Origin of the sequence: Janthinobacterium sp. SUN128, assembly GCF_030587275.1 — a bacterium.
In the GTDB taxonomy this organism is placed as follows: Bacteria; Pseudomonadota; Gammaproteobacteria; order Burkholderiales; family Burkholderiaceae_D; genus Janthinobacterium; species Janthinobacterium lividum.
In genome coordinates this window covers 283,454-301,520 of record NZ_JAPWHY010000002.1, presented here as the reverse complement: position 1 = coordinate 301,520, position 18,067 = coordinate 283,454, and the positions used below count along the sequence as shown (strand labels likewise).

Sequence of the window (18,067 nt, the reverse complement as noted above, 5' to 3'; positions counted from 1 at the left end):
TCGTGCAAGATCATCGCCTGGACGTGGCATGGCAGGCACGATAGACGCACGCGCCTATTGCGTCTTCGGCCATGACTGGTCATAATGTTTGATTAGCCCAAATTACACGCCCGTCATCATAACGCTTGCTGCCTGGCGGTAAAGCGCGCTATAATTTGCGGCTTTTTCCGCCTCAGCACACTTTTTGGAAATATTATGGTCGTTATTCGTTTAGCTCGTGGAGGCGCCAAGAAGCGCCCGTTCTTCAACATCGTCGCTACTGATTCGCGCAATCGCCGCGATGGTCGCTTCATTGAGCGTATCGGTTTTTACAACCCGATGGCGCAAGGTGGCGAAGTTCCACTGCGTATCACCGCAGACCGTCTGGCCTACTGGCAAGGCGTTGGCGCACAATTGTCGCCAACCGTTGCTCGCCTGGTAGCCAGCAACAACAAAGCAGCAGCTTAATTAGATCACTGGTTTGACGGTCAAGACTGCATCCGGGGTGAAAGTCCCCGATGACCTGGTACAGGTAGGCTATGTCTCCGGTGCTTATGGCATTGCTGGCGGAGTCAGGATCACTCCTTTCTCCGAAGATGCGGATGCATTATTAAGCGTCAAAACCTGGTGGTTTGATAAACCGACCTTGCATGATGTTCAAGTCAGGCAAGCGAAGTTACACGGCGGCGACGTCGTGGCCCAGCTGGTGGGTGTGGTCGGGCGGGATGCCGCAGAAGCGCTGAAAGGCGTCTCTGTGCAAATTCCGCGTAGCCATTTCCCGACGCTGACGGCCGATGAATTTTATTGGTCCGATCTGATCGGACTGACAGTCGAGAATTTGCAAGGCGAGTGCCTCGGCACAGTGCACGACATGATGAGCAATGGTCCGCAGTCGATCTTGCGCGTTACGCCCGTCGCCACTGCCGATGAGACCGTTGAAAAGGCGCCTGAGCGCCTGATCCCGTTTGTTGGCCAGTTTGTCATTAACGTTGACAAGGCTGCCAGCAAGATCACGGTCGACTGGGGCCTCGATTATTAAACCGCCTGCGCTTAACTTTGCGCCGGGCAAACTTTGCAGGATGGTGAACGATGCAATTTGATGTCGTGACCCTGTTCCCGGAAATGTTTGCCGCGCTGACGCAGTCGGGTGTGACCCGGCGCGCCTTCGAGCAGGGGAAATGTGGCTTGTCGCTGTGGAATCCCCGTGATTTCACGACCGACAATCACCGTACCGTGGATGACCGCCCGTATGGCGGCGGCCCCGGCATGGTGATGATGGCCCGTCCCCTCGAAGCGACAATTCATGCTGCGAAGCAACGCCAGACCGATCTCGGTCTGGCGGCGCCCCGCGTGGTGTTCATGTCGCCGCAAGGCCGTCCGTTGACGCACGAGCGCGTTACGCAACTGAAAGCCGAACCTGGTTTGGTTATCCTGTGTGGCCGCTATGAAGCCGTGGACCAGCGTTTGCTGGACCGTTGCGTCGACGAAGAAATCAGCGTCGGCGACTTTGTCCTGTCGGGCGGTGAATTGCCTGCCATGGCGCTGATGGATGCGGTGATCCGCCTGTTGCCGGGTGTCTTGAACACCGAGGCATCGGCCATCGAGGACAGCTTCGTCAATGGCTTGCTCGATTCGCCGCACTACACGCGGCCGGAAACATATGAAGGCATGGCCGTGCCGCCCGTCTTGATGGGTGGCAATCATGCCGAGATCGTCAAGTGGCGCCGCCAGCGCATGCTGGAAGCGACCGCGACAAAGCGGCCTGACCTGCTGGTTAGCGCGCGTGCCGCCGGCTTGCTCAGCAAGACCGACGAAAAATTCCTGGCCAGCCTGTAAGCCGTTTTCGGACGGCAAGCAGGGTGGCCTTGCAGTGCCGGGCATGTTGCCCAAATTGGTAATACCCATCCTCTACCGGGCGGATACTTGCTATCCACAGTGCGCCGGCATGATGGTTTTCGGAGTTATAAAAATGGACTTGATTCAACAATTAGAGCAGGAAGAAATTGCTCGTCTGGGTAAAACCATTCCTGAATTCGCACCAGGCGATACCGTTATCGTCAGCGTCAACGTAGTCGAAGGTACGCGCAAGCGCGCCCAGGCTTACGAAGGCGTCGTTATCTCCCGTCGTAACCGTGGCCTGAACTCGAACTTCATCGTTCGCAAGATCTCGTCCGGCGAAGGCGTTGAGCGTACGTTCCAACTGTACTCGCCGCTGATCGCTTCGATCGAAGTGAAACGCCGTGGTGACGTTCGCCGCGCCAAGCTGTACTATCTGCGTGAGCGTTCGGGTAAATCGGCGCGTATCAAAGAAAAATTGCCAAATCGCCGCGTTGTGGCGAAAGCAAGCGCGTAATATCAGCGTCTGCGTTGGGAAAAGGGGTGCCTGTTATGGTGCCCCTTTTTTTATTCTGAATTGCTATTGAGGCAAGCTGCCATGGCCACTATCGCATTTGATCCAAAACAACTCGCCATCGATTCGATCGCCGGCGAGGCGGCGCTGGACGCCGTGCGCCTGACGCCTGCCTGGCTGCGCCAGCGCCTGGCCGAACAGCCTGACTGGCAGCCCGAGATTACCCAGGATTTTCTTTCCGCCCGTGCCGTGCCCGTGCGCGCCGCCGTGCTCATTCCCCTGGTGCAACGGCCACAGGGCTTGACCATCTTGCTGACCATGCGTACGGACCACCTGAGCAGCCATGCGGGCCAGGTCAGCTTTCCAGGCGGGCGCAGCGAAGCCTTCGATGCGTCGCCCATCGCCACGGCCTTGCGCGAAACGGAAGAAGAAGTGGGCCTGGCGCGCGAGCATATCGAAGTGCTGGGCTGCCTGCCCGATTACCTGACGGGTACCGGCTACCAGGTCACGCCCGTGGTGGGGCTGGTGACGCCGCCGTTCGAGCTGCGCGCCGACCCGTCCGAAGTGGCGGAAATCTTCGAAGTGCCGCTGGTCTTCCTCATGGATGGCCTCAACCATCAGCGCCTGTCGGTGGAGTTGCCCGGCGGACGGCGCTCGTTCTACGCCATGCCGTACGAGCGCTTCTACATCTGGGGCGCCACCGCCGGCATGCTGCGCAATCTGTTTCACCTCTTGCGCGCGTAAAATGGCGCCCCGCACGTAATAAGTTTGATTCCAGCACTGCACTGCGCTATCGTAGCGGGCATTGCGGTATTGCTGAAAAAGACAAAAAGGACGTTTGATGACATTTCTCTCCATACTTTGCGCATTGCTGATCGAGCAGCTCAAACCTTTGCGCGCGGACAATCCGATCTACGCCGAAATCAAGAGCCTGGCAATGCGCATGGAGACCTGGTTCAATGCCGGCCACGCCAACCATGGCCGCATGGGCTGGTTCCTCATGATCGGCGTGCTGATGGTGCCGACGGCCGGCATTTACTGGCTCTTGCAGCATTATCAGCTGACCCTGCTGGCCTTTGCCTGGAACGTCCTCATCGTCTACCTGACCCTGGGCTTCCGCCACTACAGCCATTACTTCACGTCGATCCAGCTGGCCCTGAGCGCCGGCGACGAAGCGACCGCGCGCACCTTGCTAGCCGAGTGGACCAAGCTCGACACGGTGGGCATGGAAGCGAGCGAAATCGCCCGCATCGCCGTGGAAAAAGCCCTGGTCACCACGCACCGCAATGTATTTGGCGTGTTCTTCTGGTTCCTCATGCCGCTGGGCCCTGCCTGCGCCGTGATGTACCGCGTGGCCGAATACCTGGCGCGCGCCTGGAACGAACCCGAGCACATGCGCAATGAAGCCTTCGGCCAGTTCGCCGCGCGCGCCTTTTACTGGATCGACTGGATTCCCGTGCGCCTGACGGCCGTGGCGTTTGCCGTGGTCGGCAATTTCGAGGATGCCATCTACGCCTGGCGCAACTTCGCCCAGCGCTGGCAGGACGAGGCCATCGGCATCATTTTGACTGCCGGCGGCGGCGCCATGGGCGTACGCCTGGGCACGCCAGCGGAAACGGCGGCCCGCGTGCTCGTCACGCCGGACATGGCCGTCGATGACAGCGACAGCGAAAGCGATATCCTGCCAGGCGAAGAGCCGGGCGCGCGCGCCTTGCAGAGTACTGTGGGCCTCGTGTGGCGCGCCTTGCTGCTGTGGATGCTGCTGCTGCTGTTGATGTCGGGCGCCGTTTTCCTCGGCTGACGCGGGCGCACATGCGCCATCCATGCGCCTTGCGCGTGGAACAAGGTTAAAATAGGGGCTGGCGCGCAAGGCGTGCCGGCCCCTGTTTGCATAGTCAGGGCAGATCGAGGTAGAACCCAAGTCTTCTATAAGATATAATACTGGCTTACCGCAGCAAACGTAGTTGAATTACCAGCCCGGCTTACCCGCCGGGGCCATTCACGCAATCCAGTCCCGACAAGCCACATGGCCGAGTTATCTCAAAAAACAGGGGAACTCTCAGACGAGTTCTTCATCCTTGGTCTCACCAGCAATGGCAAGCAATTCCGACCCAGCGATTGGGCCGAGCGCCTTTGCGGAGTGATGTCCTGTTTCAATCCCGAAGGTGGCGGGCGCAATGCGCACCTCCAGTATTCGCCCTACGTGCGCCCGACCGTCGTCAATGGCGTCAAGTCGGTGGTGGTCAACACGAAGTTGCGCGAGATCGAGCCGATGGCGTTTCACTTCGTGCGCGAATTCGCCAAGGATAATGACCTGCAAATCGTCGAAGCCTGCTTCCTGCCGCCTCCCGAAGAAAAGTAAGACCCGTTTCATTGATGTGCCTCAAACCCGCCACGGCGGGCTGGCGTAGCGTGGACACTCGGCCTCAAACGGAGTGGCGACATGCGCATCGGCGACATCTGTACCCTGCACACCATCCATTGCCAGCGTGACACCAGCGTGCAAGACGCGGCGCTGCTGATGCGCCAGCACCACGTGGGTGACCTGATCGTGGCCGAGCAGCCGAACGGCGAGCGCGTCCCCATCGGCATCCTCACCGACCGCGACATCGTCATTTCCGTCATTGCCCTGGGCCTCGACCCCGCCAGCCTGCTGGTGGGCGACATCATGAGCGCGCAGCTGCTGACCGCCAGCGAAGACGAGGACGTCTATGACATCATCGAACGCATGCGCGTCAACGGCATCCGCCGCCTGCCCGTGGTCAACAGCCTGGGCGCGCTCTCCGGCGTCGTCAGCATCGACGACCTGCTTGCCTTCCTGGCCCAGGAAATGGCCGAGCTGGCCCGCATCAGCAGCGGCCAGCTGGTGTACGAAAAGCGCACCCGGAAGTAAGCCCGTATTGCGCAATTCCAGTCAAATCCACTTCCCCCGAAAATGCTACAGTCGCTGCTCGTTCAACGGGAAGCATTCATGCACTATCTGGCCAAGGCACTCTGGTATATCGAATCGCATTATGCGGAGAATATCTCGCTCGGCGACATCGCCAATGTGGGCGGTGCCTCGCCATGTCACTTGACGCGTGCGTTTGGCCTGGCCACGGGCCATTCCGTGATGCGCTATGTGCGGGCGCGCCGGCTCAGCGAGGCGGCCCGCGCGCTGGCGCAGGGCGCGCAAGACATCCTCGCCGTCGCGCTGGAAGCGGGCTACAGTTCCCATGAGGCATTTACGCGGGCCTTCCGCGAGCAGTTCCAGATCACGCCGGAGCGGGTACGGGCCCAGCGCCATGTCGGCAACCTCGCGCTGGTGGACGCCATCAAAATGGATGTGGCGACGGGCGTGCCTCTGGAAGCACCCCGTTTCGAGCAGGGCCCCGCCTTGCTGGTGGCGGGCTTCGTCGAACGTTATCGCGCAGAAACGGCTGCCGGCATCCCCGCCCTGTGGCAGCGCTTCCTGCCCCATGTGGCGCCCGGCCAACTGGTGTATGGCGTGTGCTGCAACAATGACGACGCGGGCAATTTCGACTACCTGTGCGCCATGCCGGTAAGCGACTTTTCCCAGGCCCCAGAGAACTGGACGCGGCTGCGCATCGCACCGCAGCGCTACGCCGTGTTTCATCACCGCGGGCATATTTCCACCATCCGCGCCACCTGGCACACGGTGTGGAACGAATGGCTGCCCCAGTCCGGCCTGGAAGTGGCCGACGCGCCCGATTTTGAACGCTACGACCAGCATTTCGATCCCGCCAGCGGCATCGGCGGCGTGGAAATCTGGCTCCCCTTGAAAGCATGAGCATGTTCCCGACCTTGACTACCTCGGCTGTCGGCGGCACCGCGCTGCGCCAGCGCCTGTTGCAAACCGCCGCCGCGCTGGCGGCGGGCCTGCCCCTGTACTGGGTGCTGGGACCGCAGCCGCTGGGCTGGCTGGCCTGGTGCGCGCCGCTGCCCGTGCTGTGGCTGGCCCTGCGCTCGTCGCGCCGCGATGCGGCCTGGATGACGTTCCTGGCCGCTGTGCTCGGCCTGTCATCGAACTTTGCCTATTTCCGCCTGCTCATGCCCTTGCCGGCCGTGCTGGCCGTGATCACCGTCAAGGCACTGTTGTGGCTGCTGGTGGTGCTGGCCGCACGGCGCCTCGTGCTGCGCTACCGGGCGCCCTGGACGGTGCTGGCGTATCCCGTGCTGTGGGTGGCCATCGATACGCTGATGGCGGCCTTGCTGCCGGATGGTAACTGGGGCAGCCTCGCGTATTCGCAAGCGGATAACCTTGCCGTGCTGCAGGTGGCGGCCCTGGCGGGCGTGCCTGGCCTACTGTTTTTTCTGTGCCTGGCGCCATCCGCGCTGGCCTTGCTGCTGGCAGGCGGCCGCGCGTATGCGCCAGCGGCCGGTGCCACCGCGCTGCTGCTGGCGGCCGCCTGGGCAGGCGGCGCCTGGCGCGTGCAGGGCGCTCCGGCACTTGCGCCGGCAGGGCCACTGGCGGGCCTGGTAGCCATCGATGACTTTATCGGCCCGGCCACGCCGCCAGCGCGCGCACAAGCCATCTGGAACCAGTACGCGCGCCATGTCGAAGAACTGGCCGGGCAGGGCGCCAGGCTGGTGCTGTTGCCGGAAAAAATAGCCGTGCTGGCCCCAGCGCAGGCGGACGTCGTGCAACAGCGTTTCCAGGCGCTGGCGCGCAGCACGGGCGTGTGGATCACCCTGGGGCTGGGCGTGCAGGACGCTGCCGGCCGGCGCAACCTGGCGTGGCTGTTCGCGCCCGATGGCGCGGCGCCTGTCAGCTATCAAAAACATCATCTGGCGCCGCCCGAGCGCGAGTTTCTTGCCGGCAGCGCCTATGCCGTGCAGCCGGTAGCGGGGATGGCCATGGGACTGGCCATCTGCAAGGACATGCATTTCGCACCCCTGGGACAGGCGTATGGCGCGGCCGGGGCGCAGGCGATGCTGGTGCCGGCCTGGGATTTCCAGCTGGACGCCTGGATGGGGGCGCGCATGACGGTGGTGCGCGGCGTGGAAAACGGCTATGCCGTGCTGCGCGCGGCGCGCGAGGGTGTGCTGACTGTCAGCGATGCGTATGGACGCGTGCTGGCGGAGCGGGCCAGCAGCGCCATGCCGGGCAGTACCTTGCTGGCGCCGCTGCCGGCGCACCCGAGCGTCGCGACCTGGGCCGGATGGCTGCGGCCGCTATTCGGCTGGCTGTGCGTGGCGCTGGGCGTGATTTTGCTGTGCGTGGGCCGCTGCGCCGCGCCCGCTTCCTGACGGGTAGTCACCGTTTTGCTGCAATGCGCAAAAAGCGTATTGCGCGCTCTTATTTTATATTCCGCGCAGGCAGCCACATAATCGCCGCCGATGATTGCACCATTGCCGTGCATATATAGCCGCGATGCCGGCATATATATTGCACTGCAATAAGTGGTTTTATCTGGTATTCAGAAATTCGGGCAGCTGGTATTAATTGGTACTTAATTCAGCCACGAAATCATACATATCGCCGCGGAAGTAGGAGCGGCAAAATTCCACGGCGCGGCCATCGCGCAAAAAGCCCAGTCTTTCCACCGACAATCCCGCGTCGCCTTCCTCCGCCTGCAACAGGCTGGCCTGTTCCCCCGTCAACAACAAGGCGCTGAGCCGTTGCAAGGCGCGCACGGGCCGGTTGCCCGCCTGTTCCAGCGCGTCATACATGGAGATATCGACAGCGTCGAGGTTCGGCAGGCAGCTGGCGACGATGGTCGCGTATTCCAGGCACATCGGCACCTCGTCCGCATAGCGGATGCGGTGGAAGCGGTACACGGGCGCGCCCGGCGACAGCCGCAGGCGCAAGGCCTCTTCCGGCGTGACGGTGCCCTCCGCGCGCTTGAGCCACACGCTGCGCGGCGTGCGTCCGCGCGCCCGCATATCCTCGGAAAACGAGGTCAGCTTGGCGAAATTTTTCTCGATGCGCGTATTGATGAAATTACCCGAGCCGGGGCGCCGCACCAGCAAGCCCTCGTTGACGAGGCCATCGATGGCCTTGCGCACGGTGATGCGCGAGACGGACAGGTCGCTGGCCAGCTGGCGCTCGGCCGGCAAGGCTTCCTCGGGGCCGAGGATGCGCTTGTCGATCGCTTCGCGCAGCGCGCGCTGCAGTTGCTGGTACAGGGGCAGGCTACTCGTCTGCCCCAGGCCTTGCATGATGTGAGCCAGGGTTGTCATACGCTGAGGGTCTCCGTTACGGCGCGTTGCAGACGCGCTCTGTATCTGTTTTGTGTCGCTGGATAATACCAAAAAAGGCCGTTATAAAACCAATTTGAATTGTCATGCCAGCAATTTATGCCTGGCTTCGCTGAGATTTAGCCCGCTCATACGGGCTACGGATTGATTTAGATAAAGTGGTCTGTGTGATTCAAGCAACGTTATAAAAAAAAAGTTGCAACTGGTAGTGTTCTGGTATTGGATAGTAGTATATTGGCGTTGAATTGGTTTTGTAAGTGGTTGTGCCGAAGGGTCTGCAGCATGCCGGCGAGAGTGGGCGGCTGGAAAGAAGACCTACATTAAAAATGAAAAGGATCCAATCCTGGAGCCTAAATCAAGGGGGAGTACATGAAACGCAATTTGACAGCTAGCTCTGCAGCACGCAATTTGACGCCTATCGCCGCTGCTGTGGCTATGTTGATGGCAGGCGCGAGTTTCTCGGCGCATGCGCAGGAAGCCGTGGCAGCCAAGCCGGCAGCGGCGGCCGAAGTTGACGAAGGCCAGACCGTCGTCGTGACGGGTATCCGTGCATCGCTGCAACAATCCTTGAACCAAAAACGCAATTCCGACAGCCTGGTCGAAGTGATCACGGCTGAAGACGTGGGCAAGATGCCTGACAAAAACATCGCCGACTCGCTGCAACGCGTGCCCGGCGTCAGCGTCGCCGCCGCAGGCGGCAACGAAGGCAGCTTTGGCGAAAATGACCGCGTGGCACTGCGCGGCACACCGTTCGGCCTGACCCTGACCACCTTCAATGGCCACTCGGTCAGCAGCGGCGACTGGTTTGCCGACAACATCATCGGCGGTGGCCGCAGCGTCAGCTTCTCGCTATTCCCTTCCGAACTGATCGGCCGCGTCACCGTGCACAAAGGTTCGCAAGCGAACCTGCTGGAAGGCGGCGCACAGGGCGTGATCGATATCGAATCGCGCAAACCGCTGGACTTCAAGAAACAAATTACGGGCCAGGTCAGCCTGGGCGCCGTGTACTCGTCCAACTCGGGCAAGAAAGATCCGCAAGTGAGCGGCATGCTGAACTGGAAGAACGATAACAACACCATGGGTGTGATGCTGCAGGGCTTTTATCAGAAGCGCAAACTGAGCCGCGTCGGCCAGGAAAATGGCGTCTGGTATGACGGCGTTGCCGCGGATTCGGCAGTCGCTGGCGCCTTGCCAGGTTCGGCCGGTGGCCGCGTCAACTACATGGGCGGCACCGCCTGGTTCGAACAGGAACGCACCCGCAAGGGCGGCCTGATCGACGTGCAGATCAAGCCGAGCAGCGCGCTGACCCTGGACTTCACCCTGTTCCATTCCGAACTCGACGCCCCTAACATCAACCATAACTTCATCCAGACCGTGGGCCTGGAAACGGGCAGCAAGGGTGGTTATCCTGTCGGCAACGTCAGCGGCACCTACAAGGGTGGTATCGTTACCGGCCTGCACACCACCGTGCCAGCCAATTGCGGCGCCATCTGCGCCGGCTATTCCAGCGCAGTGCAGGAAGAGTTCAGCCGTCCTGTGGCGGAAAGCAAGTCCGACTTCTTCAACGTCGATGCCAAATACCGCGTCAATGACCGCCTGACCTTCTCGGGCAAAGTCGGCACGACCAAGGGCGTGGGCAACACGGAAAGCGGCGCGCTGGGCGTTTGGATGCCTTGGACGGGCGGCGGCTACACCCAGAACGGCGCCAGCCATGGCGTGATCTACGATACCCCGGGCGCGAACAAGTTCTCGATCGGCGGCCGTCAGGCAACGCCTTACACCTACGGTTCGCACGTCACCGCGAACGACAAGGAAACCTATGGCCAGATCGACGGTATCCTGAAACTGGACTTGCCAGCGATCTCGTCGGTGGAATTCGGTGCCCGCGTCGCGGAACACAAGCGTGACCTGACCGCCATCGGCATCGTCGCCAAGCCATCGCTGGGCGTCACCGCCAACCTGCCGATGGATGGCCTGACCTCGTTCCCGAGCAACTTCAAGGACCTGGGCGTGAACGGCGCCGGCTACTGGACGTTCTCGCAAGCGAGCGTCAACAAGTGGCTCAAGGATAACGCCACGTATGAAGGCAACCTGCGCCAGTCCGAGTTCAACATCAAGGAACCGACCCAGTCGGTCTACGCGATGGCGAACTTCAGCACGGAAGGCCTGTCGGGTAACTTTGGCGTGCGCTATGTGCATACCAAGGAAGACGTCAACCGCTACGAGCTGAACCCGGCTGCCCAGTACGAAATCAAGAACTACACCAACACGTATAACGATTTCTTGCCTAGCGCCAACTTCCGCCTGGATGTGACGAAGGATATCATCGGCCGTTTCGGCATCAGCCGCACCATGGCCCGTCCTGAACTGGGCATGATGGCTGGCCTGGATCTGCGCGACAACCAGCTCGACGGCAACGCCGGCAATCCTAACCTGCGTCCTATTCGTTCGAACAACGCCGACATCGGCGTGGAATGGTACTTCGCGCCAAAATCGATGGTCTCGGCTGGTATCTTCTACTCGTCGCTTGATGGTTATGTGACCTACGGCAAAGGTGTGACGACGTTCTACAACCAGTTGCAGAACAAGTTCACCCAGTATGAAGTTGGCACGCCAACCAATACCACGGCGGAAGTCAAAGGCCTGGAACTGTCGTATGTGCAAGCGTTGCCAGCAGGCTTCGGTGTGAACGCCAACTACACCTATACCGATGGCAAGGAAACGGGCAACGTCAAGGGTTCGCCATGCGGTGATTTCGGCGAATGCACCATGATCGGCACCTCGAAAAATGCGTATAACATTGGCGCGTTCTTTGAAAACGACAAGTTCAGCGCACGCCTGACGTACAGCTACCGTTCGGAATTCCTGAACGGCACCTCGCGTCGCAGCGCCGCCTACCAGGCTGGCATCGGCGGCCTGTCCGCATCGATCGCCTACCAGTTGACGGAAAACCTGGCCATCACCCTGGACGGCAAGGACTTGAACAATCCACTGTCGCGTTCGACCATCAAGACCCCAGGTTCGGATGACATGCCAGGCGCGTTCTACAAGAACGGCCGTCAGATCTACCTGGCACTGCAAGGCAAGATGTAAGACGTTTTATGTAGTTGATGCCTCCCGGCGGACACCCGGTATGGCATGACAATGGCGGAGCGCAGCTGGCTCCGCCATTTTTTTATTGCAAGATGGTTTTCTTTACATGGTGGGATACATCCGATGACATTACACGCAATGCTGGCTTGCTTCGCCTGCGCGCTGCCGCTGGCCGCCTCTGCTGCGCCTGCCGCTCCGGCCTTTGCGCCGGAAGTGGTGGCTTATTATCCCGGCTGGAAATCGGCCGATTTTCCCGTTAACGAGCACAATATTCGCGCTGGCAATGTCAGCCTGATCCAGTACGCGTTCGCCGACATCTGCTGGGATGGCGAACACGGCAATCCCGCGCCCGATGGCGGCGGCGTGAGCGCCTGCCTGGATGCGGACGGCAAGCCGTCGCGACCGGCCAATGGCAGCATCGTGCTGCCGGCACCGCAAGCCGATGCCGACAACTTGCGCAAACTCAATGCTCTCAAGCACAGCAATCCACAGCTGCGCGTCCTGCTGTCGGTGGGCGGCTGGATCTGGTCGAACCGCTTTTCAGACGTGGCCGCCACGCCTGCCGCGCGCCGGGCATTCATCGCCTCCGCGCTGGAGCTGGTGCACCGGCATGGCCTCGATGGCGTCGATATCGACTGGGAACATCCGGCCACGGGGGGGATTCCCTGCATCGAAGGCAAGGTCTGCCATCGCGGCGACGACAAGGAAAACTATGTGCGCCTGGTTGCCGAATTGCGCAGCGCCTTCGACCAGGCTGGCAAGCAGGCGGCCGGCCGCCATTACCTGATCACCATCGCCGCTGGCGCGCATGCCAGCCTGACCGATGACAGCGACGCCGCGCCCGGCTGGATCGTCCGCCTGGCGGCGCAGCTGGACTGGATCAACCTGATGACGTATGACTACCGTGGCGTGTGGGATGCCGAGAATGGCCAGCTGGCGCCCCTGTATGCGGATCCCGCCGACCCGCAGCGCGACAAGGCGCTGCATGCGGACGCCACCGTGACGCGCTTCCTGCGCGCCGGCGTGCCTGCCGCCAAGCTGGTGCTGGGCGTGCCCTTCTATGGCTATGGCTGGAAGCAGTGCGCCGCCGGTCCCCGCGGTGACGGCCTGTACCAGCCTTGCCAGGGCGCGGCCAGCGGCAATGACGGTACGCCGACATTCACGTACCGGCATCTGCTCGAGCAGGGCTATCTGGTCGATGGCAAGGGCGCGCGCGGTTTCCAGCGCCATTGGAATGCTGCATCGCAAGTGCCGTATCTGTATAACCGCGACAGCGGCGTTTTCATCAGCTATGAAGATGCGCAATCGGTGGCCCGTAAAGTGCGCTATATCCGCGACGAGGGCTTGCGCGGTGGCATGTTCTGGGAATTGAGCGGCGATGCGCAGCAGGTGCTGGGCACGGCCCTGGCGCCTATTCTGAAGGGGGCGCAGCCATGAACCAGCGTTACCTCGCCCTCGACGTCCTGCGCGGCCTGACCGTCGCCCTGATGATCGTCGTCAATACGCCGGGCGACTGGGGCAGCGTGTATGCGCCGTTCCTGCATGCCGAATGGCATGGTTTTACCGTGACGGACCTGGTCTTTCCCAGCTTTTTGTTTGTCGTTGGCAATGCGCTGGCCTTTGCGCTGGGCAAGTATGAAAACCTGGGCCATGGCGCCGTGCTGGCCAAGTTGTGCAAGCGCAGCGCGCTGATCTTTTTACTGGGCTTCCTGCTGTACTGGTTTCCCTTCTTCAAGCTCGACGATGCGGGCCAGTTCGCCTGGTCGCCCCTGTCGCACACGCGCATCCCCGGCGTGCTGCAGCGCATCGCCGTGTGCTACCTGGCCGCCGCCTTGATCCTGCATTACTGGAAGACGCGGGGCGCGCTGGTCTTCAGCGCCTGCGCCTTGCTTGGCTATTGGGCCATCTTGGCGACCTGGGGCGACTACGGCTTGCACGGCAACGCGCCGGCCAAGCTGGATCTGATCCTGCTGGGCGACAGCCATTTGTACCACGGCGAAGGCATCGCCTTCGATCCGGAAGGCATCCTCGGTACCTTGCCCTCGATTGTCAATGTGATTGCCGGCTACCTGGCGGGCAGCTTCCTGCGCCAGGCGGCACCGGTGCAATTGCGCTCGAGCCTGTATCAGCTGGCCGTGGCCGGCGCCATTTGCGTGGCGGTGGCCCTGTGCTGGAATGAAGTGTTTCCGATCAACAAGAAGCTGTGGACCAGCTCTTACGTGATGCTCGGTATCGGCCTGGACTTGCTGCTGCTGGCGTTGCTGATGTTCATCATCGACGTGCGCAAGATCACGGGCTGGACGTATTTTTTTGAAGTCTTCGGCAAGAACACCCTGTTCATCTACTTGGTGTCGGAAGTGCTGGTGATCATTGCGTTTACCGTGCGCATCGGTGGCGGCAACCTGTACCAGTGGCTGTATCAGCAGTGGTTTACGGGCTGGGCGCCGGCGCGCGTGGGCTCCTTGCTGTTTGCCGTCAGCTTCATGCTGCTGTGCTGGCTGATCGCCTACGGCATGGACAAGCGCAAGATCTATATCAAGGTCTAGCGCTAGAACTTCAGCTTCAGGCCATAGCGTGTGGCCAGGGCCGTGAAGAGCAGCATCAGGGCGGTGACGGCGGCGGCATTCCACAGGCCGGCCGCGCCGCCCGTTTCAAGATACGGCCACCAGAAGTGCGGCAGGTGCAGCACGGTTGCCAGTTGCTGCCACAGGTCGGGTACGATGTAGGCGAACAGGGCATTGGTGCCGGCGGGCAATAGCACCACCGCCCAGGCGCGCCAGCGCCACACGTCGATGACGATATAAAACACGAGGAACAGGGCCAGGATGATGGCGCTGCACACGAGCGTGTACGATTCCGTTGCCGCGATCTTGTTGATGTGGTGATACGGCCGCAGCAGCAGGCCGGCCACCAGCAGGCCCAGCGCGAACCACGCCATGAAACGTATCCTCTGGGCATGGTTCAATGCCGCGCCGCGCAGGAACAGCCGGCCCACCAGGGTGCCGGCCAGCACATTCGCCGCCGTCGAACCGAGCACTTGCGGCACGTTGACAAACCCGTTGATACCCGCCGGCAGGAAATCCAGGCTGCCCGCCATGCCGCCCATGTACAGCGCGATCAGCAGGGAAAGCACGCCCATCAGCGCCGTGCCGCTGCCCTGGCATGCCAGGTACAGCAGGCTGCACAGCAGGTAAGACCAGCCGATCATGCCGAGGATGCCCCACCAGGACGGTTGCAGCCAGGTGCTGGAAAATTCCGCATTCAATTCACCGCGGAACGTCGCCAGCAGGAACAGCATCAGGGCGCCGCCCGCGGCCAGCTCAAGCTTGCCCGCACCCTGGCGCCACAGCAGGATCATGGCCATATAAAACAGCAGGAAATACACGGCGTGCGGCAGCAGCGCCGCCTGCGCATCGTAGCGGTAGGCGTTCGCCAGCACCACGCCGGCCAGCATCAGGCTGGCGGAGCGCCACAGCAGGCGTCCCAGCAGGGCTGGCGTGACGTGGCCGCAATGGCGCTGCAAGGCCAGCGGAATAGCCATGCCGACCATGAACAGAAAGCCGGGAAAGACCAGGTCCGGCGCGCTGATGCCGTCGGCGCGCGGCCCCGCATGTTCGAGCCACCAGGCAATGCCGGGCATGCCGGCCAGGTAGTTGACCCAGATCATGGTGACGATCACGAAGCCGCGAAAGGCGTCCAGGCTGGTCAATCGTTCGGCGGCGGTGGCGGTGGCGACAGTGGCTGGCGGCATGGAAGGATGAAAAAAGGTCGAAAAAAAAGCAGCCCCGGCCTGAGCCGGGAACTGCCTTGCGCATGCTGGACGGAGCGGGAATTACTGTGCCGCTGCTGCCGGTGCCGCCGCTGCCGTGGCAGGACGGTTCAGCCACAGGATCCAGTAGCGGGCCAGGTCGCCCACGCCGTCGCCGCCCTTGACCGTTTCCAGGACCTTGATGGCGTCATCTTTCTTGCCAGCCATGGCGTAGGAGTAACCGAGGCGCAGCTTGGCGTCTTCAGCACGTTTCAGGCCGCCCTTGGCGATGCCTTTCTGGATCAGGTCGATACCTTTGTCGAACTGGTCCATCGTCACGAAGGCATAGCCCAGATTGATCAAGCCCGTGCCATCCTTGCTCTTCATGGCCGACGCTTCGCCGCTGGCGATGTTTTTCGCATCGTCGGCGGCAGCCTTGTTGGCCTGGTCGCGCAGTTTCTTGTGCTTGGCCGCATTCGCGCCCGTGCCCAGCACGCCTTTGGCAAAGCCGGCGTCGAGGACTTTTTTCGCTTCCGTCGGGAAGGCGTTTTGCAAGGCGATTTCAGCCATGTCGCTGTAATCCTGCGGCGACATGGTGCCGACGGCCTGGAATTGCAGACGCAGCACGTCCAGCGCGAAGCGGTCGGAATAGCCGGCCTTGCCCTGCAAACGGCCCAGCAGGTCGGTCCAGTAGTCGTCCGACGGGTAGTAGCGCACCAGGTTTTCCATGGCGATCAGGTAGGTGGCCGGATCCTTGCTTTTCGAGCCCGTGTTGGCCAGCAATTGCAATTCTTCCAGGCTAGGTGTCTTGCCCGCTTGCTGTTGTGCCGTGATATCGGCCAACAATTCCTGCTTTGCGCGCGCAAAGTCATTGCCCAGGTAATAGGCGCGCACGATGTACTTGCGTACGCTGGCGACATCGCCCGTTTCCGTCTGGTAGCGGGTGAACCATTTGATGGCGTTCGGGTAATCCTTGGCGTTGTAGTGGTAGTTGGCCAGCGCCTGGATGAAATCGCCCTTGACGTTCTTTTCCAGCTTGCCCGATTCGATCACCGCTTCCAGTGCCGTCATGGCCATGGGCGCATTGTTGGTGGCCGATGCCAATGCCACGCGCAGGCGGTTCAGCACGAACGTTTCATACGGCGTCAGGGCCGGAATGGCGGCAGCCTGGTCGATGCGGCTTTGCACGTCGGCGTAGTTCTTGGCATCCATCGATGCCTTCACGGCGGTCGGATCGAGCAGCTTGAACACTTCAGGGCGCACCGATTCGGCCGGAGCGGCAGCCGCGGCGGCGGCTGGCTTGGCATCCTGCGCGTGCGACAGGGATGGCAGGACATTCAGGCCGATGGCGGCCAGGAGCAGGCTAAGACGGGCAAGACGGAATTGGGACATGGTCAATCCTTCAATCAATAACAAAAATACGCACCTGCACTGGCAACCGCAACATCGTGCAGTGGCATTGCCAGAGGGGCAAGGAAGCTCGAAAAACACATTTCTGCCGTTCTGCCTGCGTAAGTCAAACAGAAGCGGCATGATACAAAACGGCTATTGTCACATAAACGGCTGAGCGGGTGCGGCAAACGTGCGTGCCAGGGCTTGCCCTGCGGCATCGAACAGCAGGCAGCGCTGCGCTGGCAGGTGCAGGCGCATGGCGTCGCCCGCCTGGCGCAAGCCTTCCTCGGCCGGCAGCTTGACGGCCAGCATCTCGGCCACGCCTGGCATGCTGGCGTAGACGATGGCCACGTCGCCCAGGTATTCGACATGGCTGACGGCCGCGTCGATCACGTTGCCGTCCGCATTGTCCCCGTGCTGCAGGCTGACATGCTCGGCGCGCACGCCCAGGGTCAGCCCGTCGCCCGGCGCCACGCTCCCGCCCTGCGCCTCGACGTCGATGACGGCGCCGCCGGGCAGGCGCACGGCCACCGAGCCGGGGCCGCTGGCAACGGCCGTGCAAGCGATGAAGTTCATCTTCGGCGCGCCGAGGAAGCCGGCCACGAACAGGTTGCCGGGATTGTTATACAGCGCGTGCGGACTGCCCACCTGCTCGATGCGCCCGCCATTGAAGACGACGATGCGCTCGCCCAGGGTCATCGCCTCAACCTGGTCGTGCGTGACGTAGATCATGGTGGTTTTCAGTTCCTGGTGCAGGCGCGAGATTTCCACGCGCATCTGCACGCGCAGCGACGCGTCGAGGTTCGACAGCGGTTCGTCGAACAGGAAAACCTGTGGCTTGCGCACGATGGCACGGCCGATGGCCACGCGCTGGCGCTGGCCGCCCGACAGGTCCTTCGGCTTGCGTTTCAACAGTGGCGTGATCTGCAGGATGTCGGCCGCGCGCTCGACGGCGGCGCGCACCTCGGCCTTCTTGTGTCCCGCCAGGGAGAGGGCGAAGGCCATGTTTTCGTACACCGTCATGTGCGGGTACAGGGCGTAGCTCTGGAAGACCATGGCCAGGCCCCGCTCGGCCGGCGCGATATCGTTGGCCAGCTTGCCGCCGATATGCAGCTCGCCATCCGTGATGTCTTCCAGCCCGGCGATCATGCGCAGCAGGGTCGATTTGCCGCAGCCGGAGGGCCCCACGAAGACGACGAATTCGCCGTCGCGGATATCGAGGTCGATGCCGTGGATGACCGGGTGCTTGTCGTCATACAGCTTGACGATATTCTTTAATGCGATGTGTGCCATGGACTGTGCGA

General features: G+C 61.8%; 17 protein-coding genes. 13 read left to right on the top strand and 4 right to left on the bottom strand.

From position 1 onward, the window contains the following. Positions 1–195 precede the first annotated feature (195 nt). The 10 genes from rpsP (at position 196) to O3297_RS21355 (ending at position 7,579) form a co-directional block, all read left to right on the top strand. The gene (rpsP, locus tag O3297_RS21400) at positions 196–447 is read left to right on the top strand and encodes a 30S ribosomal protein S16 (RefSeq protein WP_010395524.1); all 252 of its coding nucleotides are present in this window, start codon (positions 196–198) and stop codon (positions 445–447) included. Between the two features lie 13 nt (positions 448–460). Next, entirely contained in the window at positions 461–1,018 is a 558-nt protein-coding gene (gene rimM / locus O3297_RS21395) for a ribosome maturation factor RimM (RefSeq protein WP_070282501.1), read from the top strand. A 50-nt stretch (positions 1,019–1,068) separates the two neighbouring features. Continuing rightward, complete coding sequence (gene trmD / locus O3297_RS21390) at positions 1,069–1,815, top strand: tRNA (guanosine(37)-N1)-methyltransferase TrmD (RefSeq protein ID WP_070282502.1); 747 nt, start codon at positions 1,069–1,071, stop codon at positions 1,813–1,815. Positions 1,816–1,948: 133 nt separating this feature from the next. After that, positions 1,949–2,332: a 50S ribosomal protein L19 gene (gene rplS / locus O3297_RS21385; RefSeq protein WP_010395528.1), complete on the top strand. Its 384-nt coding sequence runs from the start codon at positions 1,949–1,951 to the stop codon at positions 2,330–2,332. An 81-nt stretch (positions 2,333–2,413) separates the two neighbouring features. Beyond that, positions 2,414–3,073 carry a CoA pyrophosphatase gene (locus O3297_RS21380; RefSeq protein ID WP_034781809.1) on the top strand — a complete coding sequence of 220 codons (660 nt, stop codon included), beginning with the start codon at positions 2,414–2,416 and terminating at the stop codon, positions 3,071–3,073. A gap of 97 nt (positions 3,074–3,170) precedes the next feature. Next, positions 3,171–4,130, top strand: a complete 960-nt coding sequence (locus tag O3297_RS21375; RefSeq protein ID WP_034759859.1) for a CobD/CbiB family protein — start codon at positions 3,171–3,173, stop codon at positions 4,128–4,130. A gap of 225 nt (positions 4,131–4,355) precedes the next feature. Then, positions 4,356–4,691 carry a DUF3579 domain-containing protein gene (locus O3297_RS21370; RefSeq protein WP_029496213.1) on the top strand — a complete coding sequence of 112 codons (336 nt, stop codon included), beginning with the start codon at positions 4,356–4,358 and terminating at the stop codon, positions 4,689–4,691. An 81-nt stretch (positions 4,692–4,772) separates the two neighbouring features. Further along, entirely contained in the window at positions 4,773–5,222 is a 450-nt protein-coding gene (locus O3297_RS21365; protein WP_035825422.1) for a CBS domain-containing protein, read from the top strand. A 78-nt stretch (positions 5,223–5,300) separates the two neighbouring features. After that, on the top strand, positions 5,301–6,119 hold the full coding sequence (locus O3297_RS21360; RefSeq protein WP_151093066.1) for an AraC family transcriptional regulator: 819 nt from the start codon (positions 5,301–5,303) through the stop codon (positions 6,117–6,119). Next, positions 6,116–7,579 (top strand): carbon-nitrogen hydrolase family protein, encoded by a 1,464-nt coding sequence (locus O3297_RS21355; RefSeq protein WP_305049995.1) that lies wholly within the window; start codon positions 6,116–6,118, stop codon positions 7,577–7,579. The genes O3297_RS21360 and O3297_RS21355 overlap by 4 nt, the downstream gene beginning before the upstream one ends. 192 nt (positions 7,580–7,771) lie before the next feature. Here O3297_RS21355 and O3297_RS21350 read toward each other — a convergent pair whose 3' ends face one another. Then, positions 7,772–8,512: a GntR family transcriptional regulator gene (locus O3297_RS21350; RefSeq protein ID WP_034781815.1), complete on the bottom strand. Its 741-nt coding sequence runs from the start codon at positions 8,510–8,512 to the stop codon at positions 7,772–7,774. A gap of 459 nt (positions 8,513–8,971) precedes the next feature. Between O3297_RS21350 and O3297_RS21345 the strand changes: the two genes are divergently transcribed. From O3297_RS21345 to O3297_RS21335, 3 genes are all read left to right on the top strand, one after another. Continuing rightward, the gene (locus O3297_RS21345) at positions 8,972–11,623 is read left to right on the top strand and encodes a TonB-dependent receptor (RefSeq protein WP_167468636.1); all 2,652 of its coding nucleotides are present in this window, start codon (positions 8,972–8,974) and stop codon (positions 11,621–11,623) included. Positions 11,624–11,746: 123 nt separating this feature from the next. Beyond that, positions 11,747–13,060 (top strand): glycoside hydrolase family 18 protein, encoded by a 1,314-nt coding sequence (locus O3297_RS21340; protein ID WP_305049994.1) that lies wholly within the window; start codon positions 11,747–11,749, stop codon positions 13,058–13,060. Then, positions 13,057–14,169 (top strand): acyltransferase family protein, encoded by a 1,113-nt coding sequence (locus tag O3297_RS21335; protein WP_305049993.1) that lies wholly within the window; start codon positions 13,057–13,059, stop codon positions 14,167–14,169. The genes O3297_RS21340 and O3297_RS21335 overlap by 4 nt, the downstream gene beginning before the upstream one ends. A 2-nt stretch (positions 14,170–14,171) precedes the next feature. Here O3297_RS21335 and O3297_RS21330 read toward each other — a convergent pair whose 3' ends face one another. The 3 genes from O3297_RS21330 to O3297_RS21320 form a co-directional block, all read right to left on the bottom strand. Continuing rightward, positions 14,172–15,374, bottom strand: coding sequence for a DUF5009 domain-containing protein (locus O3297_RS21330; RefSeq protein ID WP_305049992.1), 1,203 nt, complete (start codon positions 15,372–15,374; stop codon positions 14,172–14,174). Between the two features lie 81 nt (positions 15,375–15,455). Beyond that, positions 15,456–16,763: a lipopolysaccharide assembly protein LapB gene (locus O3297_RS21325; protein ID WP_070257505.1), complete on the bottom strand. Its 1,308-nt coding sequence runs from the start codon at positions 16,761–16,763 to the stop codon at positions 15,456–15,458. 159 nt (positions 16,764–16,922) lie between these two features. Further along, positions 16,923–18,056, bottom strand: a complete 1,134-nt coding sequence (locus O3297_RS21320) for an ABC transporter ATP-binding protein (RefSeq protein ID WP_092611586.1) — start codon at positions 18,054–18,056, stop codon at positions 16,923–16,925. Positions 18,057–18,067: the final 11 nt, after the last annotated feature.